At 51.5% G+C, this 9950-nt stretch carries 9 protein-coding genes; 7 read left to right on the forward strand and 2 right to left on the reverse strand.

The features are described 5' to 3' along the window. On the forward strand, window positions 1-1108 hold a 1108-nt coding region (locus tag ACTCIA_RS15530; RefSeq protein ID WP_463002719.1), incomplete at its 5' end, for a Do family serine endopeptidase. A gap of 256 nt (window positions 1109-1364) precedes the next feature. Then, window positions 1365-1640 carry a hypothetical protein gene (locus ACTCIA_RS15535; protein ID WP_463002720.1) on the forward strand — a complete coding sequence of 92 codons (276 nt, stop codon included), beginning with the start codon at window positions 1365-1367 and terminating at the stop codon, window positions 1638-1640. 82 nt (window positions 1641-1722) lie between these two features. On the opposite strand, the gene ACTCIA_RS15540 is transcribed toward ACTCIA_RS15535, so the two are convergent. Then, window positions 1723-2424, reverse strand: a complete 702-nt coding sequence (locus ACTCIA_RS15540; protein WP_463002721.1) for a TVP38/TMEM64 family protein — start codon at window positions 2422-2424, stop codon at window positions 1723-1725. A 595-nt stretch (window positions 2425-3019) separates the two neighbouring features. On the opposite strand from ACTCIA_RS15540, the gene ACTCIA_RS15545 reads away from it, so the two are divergent. From ACTCIA_RS15545 to ACTCIA_RS15565, 5 genes are read left to right on the forward strand one after another with little or no spacing between them, the layout of a single operon-like run. Beyond that, window positions 3020-3679 (forward strand): class I SAM-dependent methyltransferase, encoded by a 660-nt coding sequence (locus ACTCIA_RS15545; RefSeq protein WP_463002722.1) that lies wholly within the window; start codon window positions 3020-3022, stop codon window positions 3677-3679. Between the two features lie 2 nt (window positions 3680-3681). Continuing rightward, window positions 3682-4710: a hypothetical protein gene (locus tag ACTCIA_RS15550; protein ID WP_463002723.1), complete on the forward strand. Its 1029-nt coding sequence runs from the start codon at window positions 3682-3684 to the stop codon at window positions 4708-4710. After that, window positions 4707-5882 (forward strand): ABC transporter permease, encoded by a 1176-nt coding sequence (locus ACTCIA_RS15555; RefSeq protein ID WP_463002724.1) that lies wholly within the window; start codon window positions 4707-4709, stop codon window positions 5880-5882. Before ACTCIA_RS15550 ends, ACTCIA_RS15555 begins: the two co-directional genes overlap by 4 nt. A gap of 3 nt (window positions 5883-5885) precedes the next feature. Then, on the forward strand, window positions 5886-6563 hold the full coding sequence (locus ACTCIA_RS15560) for an ABC transporter ATP-binding protein (protein ID WP_463002725.1): 678 nt from the start codon (window positions 5886-5888) through the stop codon (window positions 6561-6563). Window positions 6564-6601: 38 nt separating this feature from the next. Next, a complete protein-coding gene (locus tag ACTCIA_RS15565) occupies window positions 6602-6805 on the forward strand; it encodes a cytochrome c3 family protein (RefSeq protein ID WP_463002727.1) in 204 nt (67 codons plus the stop codon). Between the two features lie 555 nt (window positions 6806-7360). Here the strand turns inward: ACTCIA_RS15565 and ACTCIA_RS15570 are convergent. Continuing rightward, window positions 7361-9847: a glycosyltransferase gene (locus ACTCIA_RS15570; protein WP_463002726.1), complete on the reverse strand. Its 2487-nt coding sequence runs from the start codon at window positions 9845-9847 to the stop codon at window positions 7361-7363. Window positions 9848-9950 lie beyond the last annotated feature (103 nt).

Genomic DNA, 9950 nt, shown 5'->3' on the forward strand with positions numbered 1-9950 from the left:
TCTGGATTCGCAGGGCTATATTGTTACCAACTACCATGTGATTAAAAATGCCGACCAGATTAAGGTCAAGCTGCAAAACGGAGACGAATATGCCGCTGAAATCATCGGCAGTGACCCGCCCACGGACCTGGCTCTGCTTAAAATAGATCCTGAAAAAACGCTCCCGGCCTTGGAATTGGGGAATTCAGACAAGATGAAGGTCGGTCAGTGGGTCGTGGCGATCGGCAACCCGTTTGGTCTGGATCATACGGTCACGGCCGGCATTATCAGTGCCAAAGGGCGCGTGATCGGTGCCGGCCCGTACGATGATTTTATTCAGACCGACGTCTCGATTAATCCCGGCAACAGCGGCGGTCCGTTGCTCAACATGGACGGCGAGGTCGTGGGAATCAATACGGCGATCCTGCCCCGAGGCGAAGGCATCGGCTTTGCAGTCCCTTCAAGTATGGCAAAGGAGGTCATAGAGCAACTGAAGGAAAGCGGAGAAGTCACCCGGGGCTGGTTGGGCATTGGCGTACAGGAGCTAAATAAGGAGCTGAAAAATTATTATGATGTTGAACATGGGGTTCTGATAACCCGCGTATTTCCTGACGATCCGGCGGATAAAGCCGGCCTCAAGGCCAACGACATTATTATGTCAATAAACGGGGAAAAGGTTGCTTCCGCCCGCGAACTTTCCAAGCTGATTTCCGATTTGCCCGTTGGGGAAAAAGCGGCAATTAAGGTCCGCCGGGGAGATGAAACCCAAACCTTCCGGGTCAAAATTGCAAAACGGGATGAAATGGCTCCCGGCGCCAAAGGAGACAGACAGGAAGATGAAGAATCTGCGAAATTAGGGTTGGCGGTTTCGGACATCTCGCCACAGTTGGCTGAAAGGCTGAATATCAGCCCCAAAGAAGGGGTCATCGTGGTTGAAATAAGGCCCGGAAGCAAGGCGGATAAAGCGGGAATCCAGGAAAAGGACATTATCAAGGAGATCAACCACAAACCGATCAGTTCGGTTACGGATTGCAGGAAAATTATTGGAAGCATTGAGGAAGGAAGCAAAATCCAGTTCCTTATCAAGCATCCCGGCGCCGGACTTGCCGTGGTGACACTCACCAAATAATTCTCCTGTCAAAAACAAGAGCCGGATCCGGCTGTTGCTTTTCCAACCGGTCCGGCTCTTGAAAAGCAGTTCTCCCGCCTGAATCCACAAGAATTGATATAAAAACAATATGTTCCTTGACATGGCGGAAACTGGTAATCAGATTTGAAACCGAACAGGTCAATAAGATAGGATAATCTTTTACACAGAGGATGAGGGGTGAGTACGTCCCTCGGTTACACTGTTGTAATCCAGATATGCATAAGGAGGTTGGCTTATGAAACGTGCTGTAATAGCCGTTATTTCTGTTTTTGCCGCAGTTGTTTTTGCCGCCACCGCATTTGGGGCACAAAAGCCGTCCTTTGATCAAGCCGACAAGAACAACAACGGGAAGGTAAGCATCCAGGAAGCCTTCAAAGCGGGAGCGGAAAAGGGCAGCGCCAAGCTTAATGATCTTGATGACAACGGGAAGCTCACAAAGAATGACTGGGAATACGTGGATATGAAAAAAGAGGGCAAAAAGAAAGAATCCATCGAGCCTGAGCAAGGTTAATCGCTTGGTTGGGCCAAGTGAAAAAGGTTTGAGAAGCTGATACAGACAATTTATCCATGGACTTTCAAGGCACCCCGGGAGATCACCGGGGCCTTTGGGCTTCTGAACCTTTCGGGTGTGACTTTCTTTCCGGCTTTTTTCTTTTCCTGCCCCAGCGCAGCCCCAGGCTCAGCGCGAATATGAACAGTGCGACAGCGAACAAAAACCAGTTCTTTTCCGCTGCCGCCCCTGTCATGGCAACGATCGGCAAAGTTATAAGACATTCCGTGCCCCAGTTGAAAAGCAGGAATCTGGGATAGGGGATCTCGGTCATTGCCAGAAGATAAGTTTTTAGAGCGTACGGCGGACCGGGCATTAGCAGGAAGCCGAACATTGCCAAACCGGGGCGGCGCGTTTGAAGCAATGGAATGTGGTAGCCTTTTCGGGTTAAAAAACGGGTCAGCGGTCCACGGAGGAAGGTCCGGGTCACTGCATAACAAATCGTCATATGCACCGGCAGCACAAGAAATGTCAAGGCCATGCCGCCCCATATGCCGAATCGAATCCCCGCCAGTGCCAGAAAGAAACTGATCGGAAAACCCAGCGGCGGAAAAAGGATCATAGCAGCTATAAAAAAGGATGGTGCCGAGGGTTTTTTCAGAAGAATTAAAAAGTGCCGGATAAAATCAGCCACTTCAAGCTTGGGAGAAGAATAGACGTACAGAGTGGCCGAGGCTACCAATAACGCGGTAAGAGCCAGTGAAAAAAGAAAAAGGTGCCTTCTGCCGATCAAAAATGTATTCATAGAAAGGCTTAACCGAAAATTGTCGGCGAAAAAGTTCGGGGCGGGATTTCTTCAAAGTCCATTTATCCTGCCCCTCTATCGAAGTATTCCGGAATCAAGTGGATCCATTAATTATTCCGTAAAGCCAAGAAAAATAGAGACTTTTCAGTCCCGAGTACCATTGGAATGCGGGTTGCGCCTTCTTTTTTGTCATTTTTTACAATACCCCGAAACGCATTACAATAGCCGTTTTGAAGACCTTAAAACGGATAGTAGGCTTGGCTCCATTCAAATCTGACACTTGCCGATTGTTTTAGGTGGTTTCACAGCTATCCTTTCTGAAAGCACTTCTTGCCACGGCATTCTCAAGTGCGACTTCTTTGCCGTATCTGCACCTTGATTCTGATATTCCTCATCTGCGCTGGTAGCACTCCTGCTAGACCATTTCCAGATCTTCGAAATGGTTCTCCACGCATTTAGAAGCAAATAATTTTCCCTTGACATTCAATATCGTATGATAAAAAGATAATAACCTGGCAAACCGACTTGTAAAAGTGGTGTTGGCCAAAAAAGCAGGTTTTGATTATAAGCAAGGCGATCAAGAACTCTAAGGATTATGAAACTCAAATCCATCCCAACGCGCGGTCGAACCCTGGATCATGCGGCCTCTGTATACGACACCTTGGAGCCAGTTTTGCTGCTGGGAAAACAGGCCGAATACGACCGGCGATTGCTTTCCCTGCTGAATCCGGTGATTTCTGATCGCGTCCTGGATTTAGGTTGCGGTACGGGTGTTTTGACCCGGGTTATCGGCGACAAGCTGGATGCGGGTGCAGGTGGTGAGTCTGTAGGTATAGATGCAGCGGCCAGGATGATCGCCGTGGCCCGCAAAAAACGTGCATCAGAAACCTGCCGATTTGAAATAATGGCGGCCGAAGGCCTCGCCTTTGATGATGCCACCTTCGACGCCGTGGTTTCCAGCCTCTTTTTCCATCATGTCCAAATAGACCTCAAGCAAAAAGCACTGGCCGAAGCTTACCGCGTTTTGAAGCCTGGAGGGCGCTTGGTCATCGCGGACATGCACATCCCTACCACCTGGATGGGAGCTTTGGTGTCCCATGTATCCCGCTGGTTTTTCATGCAGCCCCAAATAGGAGAGAACATCCGGGGAGTTCTGCCAGAAGTGATTGCCGCAGCCGGGTTCGTGTATCCGGAAATCGTGGCCACCTATTTCGGATATATTTCCGTGTTCAATACCCGGAAGCCGAAAGCCTGAATATGAAAATCGATGATGAAATGTCTGCCTGCATTCAACAGATGGAGCAGGCGCCGGCTTTCAAGCAGCTGTTGCTGGAGCTGCAGGAAGGCCTGAGCCTTTACTGGCAGACAGCTGGCCAGATCCTGAAAACATGCGGCGTAACCCTGGCAGACCCCACAGAGGCCTTTTTTTCCTTTCGAAAAAACTTCTTTTCCCTGTTGTTTATGTATTCCTATATGCATGCGGGCATCGCCCGCCCTCGCCGCATTCTCTACGGAGCCATCCTTCAGTGCCTGCGGGGCATGGTGACGGGTTGCGACAATCTGCTGGACGAAGAATACAAGCCCACCCTGGAAACCGATATCCCGGTCAGCGGGCATCGGTTCCGTTCGGTGGTGGACATTATGATTTCCGACCGGGTGCTCTTTCGAATCCTCCTGGAGGCCGCGTTGCGGCAGGAAATTTCCGAAAACCAGGTCCTGGCCGCATCCACTGCATCCATGAAAACCATGACCCGCAGCGGGATCGAAGAAGCAGGGGAAGAGGCCGGTATTTCGGATATCCTGGCACCTGAAGCGATCCTGCAAACGATCCATCATTTTAAAACCGGACTCCTGTTTCAATCTCCATGGGATGTCCCCCTGACCATCGAAGCGGTGGCCGAAAAGAAGTTAACCCCCTTGCTGAACGGGCTTTATAGTATCGGTCTGGGCTGCCAGATCATGGACGACATGGTGGATATGGCTGCGGATATCAAAGCCCGCAAGCACAACTACGTGGTCTCCCTGGTGCACCATGGGGCAAGTCAGATAGAAAAAGAGCAACTGACCAAGGCTATGACGTCGGCTCACAGGGATCATCAGGGAACCGGCCTTATAAGCTGTTTTCCGGTGGCGGCCAGGCAGTCACTGCAAAAGTCTCACAGATTCCTGACAAAAGGCTTGAGCGCTCTCTTTGCCGAGAAAGATCAGGTCCTTGTGCCCTCCGCCATCCGTTTTTTGGGAAAAAGGATCGGAGTGTATCCTCTCGTTAACGGAATGATAGAATGAAACCCGGCTTATCCGGTTTCTGGACACGTATCGCTTTTCTGTTTCTCATCCGCTCCGGCCGTATAACCGCAGCCCTTTCATTCATGGTGGTCACAGCCGTGGCTGCCCTGATCTTCCTCTCCGCCCTGGCCGTGGGCGTCGAAGATGCCATGCTTCGTAACACAGTGGGTTTGTTTTCAGGTCATATTACGGGGTATGAGTTGCCCGCTTCAGTGCAGCGCGAAAAACTCCTTGCCCCGGGTGTTCATGCCGTCTTGAAACGCACCTGCCTGCCGGGTATGCTTTCTATGCGCAGCATTTCCCACCCCGCAACCCTGTGCGGGGTGAACGCCGCACGGGAATCCGCTGTTACGGCCCTTGAAAAAAAGATCAGCAAAGGACGCTATCCAGCACCCGGCCGGCACGAGATCCTGATCAGCCGCGATTTGGCCGAAATATTCAACGTCCGGATCGACGATGTATTGCGATTTTCCCGCCAAACGAGCGGCCACACCATCGATTTTTCAGTATCGGGCATCTATCAGGCCGGCCTTCCGGGCTTGGATCGCGGCCTCACCTTTTGCCCGCTGGACGTGATCCCCGCAAAGGACGCCTCCTGGTCCGCCGCCGTATTTCTTAACGACGGCGTCGAACCCGATGCCATTCTGGAAATCTACCGGCAGCGTTTCTCAGAGCCGGTTCGTTTCGAATCCTGGGAGTCGCAGATGCCGGGTCTGCGGCAACTCATCGAACTGGAAGCCATATCCATGGTCATCATAATTTTTCTCGTTTTCGGCGTCGTGGCCATCGGCATTGCCTGCTCCTTTGTGATTTTTATCATTCGCAACATGCGGGAATACGGCATCATGAAGGCCATGGGGGTCACCACCGCCGAAATGTCGTTGCTCATCGTGATCAAGGTTGTCCTGATGAACTTCATGGCCTGTGCGGCAGGGGTCTTAGCCGGAATTCTGGCCGTTTGGGGAGTTGCCCAACTGGGCGGCATCGATCTTACCGCGTTTACGTCCCACAACCCTTATTTCGCCGTATCCGGGGTCATTTATCCGCGGCTGACAGCTTTTTCAATGTGGGCACCGCCGGCTGTTGCACTGATGTTCAGCCTGTTGGCAGGAATATGGCCAGCAGCACTGGTCGCCCGCAAGCGGGCAGCCGACATTCTGAGGTGGATATAGGACATGATCGCGCTTTCCCATATCACAAAGACTTTCCGATCCGGACGGGGGCTGGTCAATGCCGTGGTCGATGTCTCGTTGAATATTTATGCTGGGTACTTCGCCGCAATAATGGGCAAATCCGGCTCCGGCAAATCAACGCTCCTCAACTGCATCGGGGGCCTTGAAATGCCGGGGCAAGGGGAAATCTCCTGTTTTGGCACTCCCATCAACCGCCTCAAAGCGGGTAAATTGAGCCGCTTTCAGCGGCGCCACGTGGGCTTCGTTTTCCAGCGGGGCAACTTGCTTTCATACCTGACAATTGCCGAGAATATCGGTTTACCGTTAACCTTGAACGGCATTGTCGGGCTGGAGCGCACTCAAAGGATCAAGCGTCTGCTGGTCGGCATCGATCTCGAAGCTGCGGCAAAAGCACTCCCGCATGAATTGTCCGGCGGTGAAATCCAGCGGGTGAGTATGGCCCGCGCCATTGCCCATCATCCAAAGCTTCTTTTGGTCGATGAGCCTACCGCCAATCTGGATACGATCAGCGGGACCCAACTCGTCCAACTCATGCGAAACCTGGGCAAGGAAAACGGATGTACCATCATTATGGCCACCCACGATCGGGACATCACCAACAGGGCGGATATGCTCATCACGTTAAAAGACGGTCAGGTTATCAGTGAGGAGGAACGATAATGAGAATAAAGCGCATTATTTTATTGATCATGGCAATGATGATTTTAGGCGGCTGCGCTTACCGACACTATTTGGGACTGCACGGCCCTTCGGTACGTAATCACCCTGAAATTCACGAAGGGGTGACTGAAGATGTCGAGTGCCTGGGATGCCATCACCCGGAAAGGGACCCGGTTGGACCGCCCACCTCTCACGCGCAATTCGCGGGTTGCCTGAAGTGCCATAATGATACAGTGAAATGATCGCAGTTCCCATAGAGATCGTGCGAGTGGTTATCCTTCGGCATGCAAATCTTTCGATCACCCAGCGGTATCTTAGAAAAGTCAGTTTTTTGGGCTTTGTTAATACCGGCTTTTTATCAATTGGGCATGCGGTGTGTTTTGAGATTTAAAAATCCACCATAACTTGCCAGCCCGGACAGTATTCCTGGCTTTTCCCAAATGTGTACTTTGAATCCGCCATTCCTTAGATCCGCCAAATCCTGAATGCTGCCCGAGCATGACGGCATGGTGCATTTTACAAGATCGGGAAACTTTGGTTATAAAATCCAGCGGGGTCCAATTTCTGGCGAATTTTTGCATCAAAATCCCTTCCACCATTACAATTTGCGTCCGGGAGCCCAGACGCTTTACCTGCAAAACCGGATAAAATGAAAAATCCGTTAGTCGCCGTGAAATGCGGCCGCAAACCCTTTTTTTATGCTGTGCCGGCCACAATGCGTGCCAATCATGGTTTTGACGGCCATCTGTGATCGGACATCATTTGCCGCCCTGTGTCAACTGTATTGGGATTTTCTGTCAGCCGGCCGCTGATATCAAATCTTCAACATGCATGTTCGGGTCCACAAACCCGGAAACATTTTTAAAAAGACTCCAGGTTTTCAGGAAATTTTCTTCAAAGCACCGGCCTTCCATGTACTTGCGCGCCGCCTGTTTCATCCGGGCGGTTTCAGCGGTATTGTGATAAAGCCTGCTGATGACCGCCGCAATGGCCTCCAGGTCAAAAGCCGGCACCACAAATCCGGTTTTTCCCGCAATCAGGTTTTCCTGAGGGCCCCCCTGGTTTGATACCACCACAGGCAGGCCCGATGCCTGCGCTTCCAGGACCACGTTGCCGAATGTGTCCGTGTTGGAGGGAAACACAAACAAATCGCTGGATGCATAGGCCCTGGCAAGCTTCTCTCCGGTGAGTTCACCGGTAAAAAAAGCGCGGGATCTGCTGAGCAAAGACGCCATCTCCTGTTTGTAGGGGCCGTCTCCCACGACGATGAGGTCAATGTTTTTCTCCTGCAATTGCGGCTGTTGAAATGCCCGGACCAGCACCTCCAGGTTCTTTTCCTTTGAAATCCGGCCCACGTAGAGGATTTTCATGGACTCTTTGTCAAGGCCATAGCCTGATTGCCAGAATTCGCTGCGTTTGTCGGGATGAAAGCGTTGAATATCAATGCCCCGGGGATAAACCCTTATTTTGTCATGGTTCAACCCTTTGGCGGCCAGTTCGCGGCCGGTGGCTTTCGAAGGTACGTATACAAGGTCCATTTGATTGTAAAACCAGATCATGGCCTTCCACATCAGGTCCTCGATATCGTTGTCACCGGTGAGTTCGGCCGCGTACTGGGGAAAGGCCGTGTGATAGGTTCCATAGAGGGGAATATTCAGGGTGCGGGCAATGGCCAGGGCACAGAGTCCCACCGGGCCGGGGGTGGCCGTGTGAATCTGCGTGATGGCGTTTTCAAAGCAAAAATCCAGCATTTTCAGAAACGGCGGATAATACAGTTTGAGTTCCGGATACTCCGGAAGTTGATAATGACCAATGGGATTGAAATTCACAGCACCGCCGGTATCCGTGTCAGGATGACAGGTGATCACCGACAGGTCTTTGCCGTTTTTTCGGGCCGCCGCCAGCTGCATACGTATGGTCAGGGCTACCCCGTTGGTTTCGTGAAATGTATCGGTGAACAGGGCCACTTTTGGTTTTTCGGTCCTGATGGCCGGACTTTTGCCGATGCAGTGGTTGTGGCAGGCCTCGGCAAACCGGCGGTCCCGGGTAAACAATTGATAGGCCATAAAGTAAGGGGCCACCAGGGTGTAGACGGATCCGGCCGATCCAATCGTCTGGAAAATGTTAAACAACCTTGCCTGGGAAAGGCTGCTAAGTGTGGTCTCGGCCAGGGTTTGCATGATTTCTTCCGAGACTTCATTGACGAAATGAAACCAGATGTTTTCCTTCTCCAGCCCGTTTGTCCCCGGAGTGCGAAGCATTTTTTGAATCTGTGTGTTCTCGGCAAGAAAGGCACGGCCTTTTTCCTGGATCAGGTCTGTGATGCCGGCGCTTTTGCCAAAGGGCAATGATAATGAATGGCGCCGGGAAATCACAAAATCCTGGAGCCGCGTAATGAGTTTTCTGTTTCGGGATGGTTCGTCTTTGGTGGTCAAAGCGCGGTCCACAAACCGGAACAGGGGGTCTTTGTCCACATGGCCGTGGAGATTGAAAGCGGATTTATAGTATTGGTAGGCAATGCCGTAGAGGTTGTGGGCCATGGTTTTGGGCGTGGCCGGTTCTCCCTGGGCCGAGCTTTTTCCCGCCCGGAGTCCTTGAAAAAATTCTTCCCTGGTGCCGGCTCCGGAAACCACGGTATGCATTCGGGCAATATTTAATGAGGAATGGTCGTCAGATCCGCCGGTAATGTTTTTTTTCCAGAAGTTATCGCCCAAAGGAACCATGTTGTGCTTGTCTGCCAGTTTTTGGAGCTTCCCGGGACCCAGCTGCCTGAGCACTGATTCGAGCACCCGGTTCTGGTAGTTGTCCCTGGAGCCGTTTAGCTCAAAGTTTTTAAACAGCAGCAGCATTTTCTCAAAATGGGCAAGGGTGAGCCTGTGATTGATGTCAAACAAGGGGTGGGCCAGCACATGGGCAATGGCCTGGTCGCTGAGGTATGAAACCAGTTCATAAACATTTTTTCGCAGACGGGAAATATCCTCATGCTGTGCCTCGGTGATATCCAGGGCCAGCACGTGAATTTTGCAATTGTCCTCCGGAAAATAGGTTGTGATCTCCTCGCTGACAAATGTATCCGGCAGGTGGGCAATCTCCAGACTCCCGTTGATGGTGTTGTGGTCGGTGATGGTCACCAGGTCCATGCCGCGCTGCTTTGCCACTTCGTAGACCCGGGCCGGGGCCGTGAAACTCTCCGGGCAGCTCAGCTTCTGGAGAATCCAGTGCGACGGGCGGTCAGACATTTTTGAATGGACGTGTAAATCCGCCTTGAGTTGTTTTTTTGTCATTGTCCAGCAATTCACGGTTACTACTAATCTAATCAGCTTATTGGCTTTTTGAAGCGAAAAGAACGGATTTTGAAACCTGATTATAGCAGAGAAAACAGATAAT

The organism is Desulfosalsimonas sp., assembly GCF_055149105.1.

Excerpts from the sequence above, each read along its gene's own strand:
- ACTCIA_RS15560 (WP_463002725.1), top strand. The coding sequence starts at position 5,886 with ATGATCGCGCTTTCCCATATCACAAAGACTTTCCGATCCGGACGGGGG.
- ACTCIA_RS15550 (WP_463002723.1), top strand. The coding sequence starts at position 3,682 with ATGAAAATCGATGATGAAATGTCTGCCTGCATTCAACAGATGGAGCAG.
- ACTCIA_RS15570 (WP_463002726.1), bottom strand. The coding sequence starts at position 9,847 with ATGACAAAAAAACAACTCAAGGCGGATTTACACGTCCATTCAAAAATG.
- ACTCIA_RS15555 (WP_463002724.1), top strand. The coding sequence starts at position 4,707 with ATGAAACCCGGCTTATCCGGTTTCTGGACACGTATCGCTTTTCTGTTT.
- ACTCIA_RS15535 (WP_463002720.1), top strand. The coding sequence starts at position 1,365 with ATGAAACGTGCTGTAATAGCCGTTATTTCTGTTTTTGCCGCAGTTGTT.
- ACTCIA_RS15540 (WP_463002721.1), bottom strand. The coding sequence starts at position 2,424 with ATGAATACATTTTTGATCGGCAGAAGGCACCTTTTTCTTTTTTCACTG.
- ACTCIA_RS15545 (WP_463002722.1), top strand. The coding sequence starts at position 3,020 with ATGAAACTCAAATCCATCCCAACGCGCGGTCGAACCCTGGATCATGCG.
- ACTCIA_RS15565 (WP_463002727.1), top strand. The coding sequence starts at position 6,602 with ATGATTTTAGGCGGCTGCGCTTACCGACACTATTTGGGACTGCACGGC.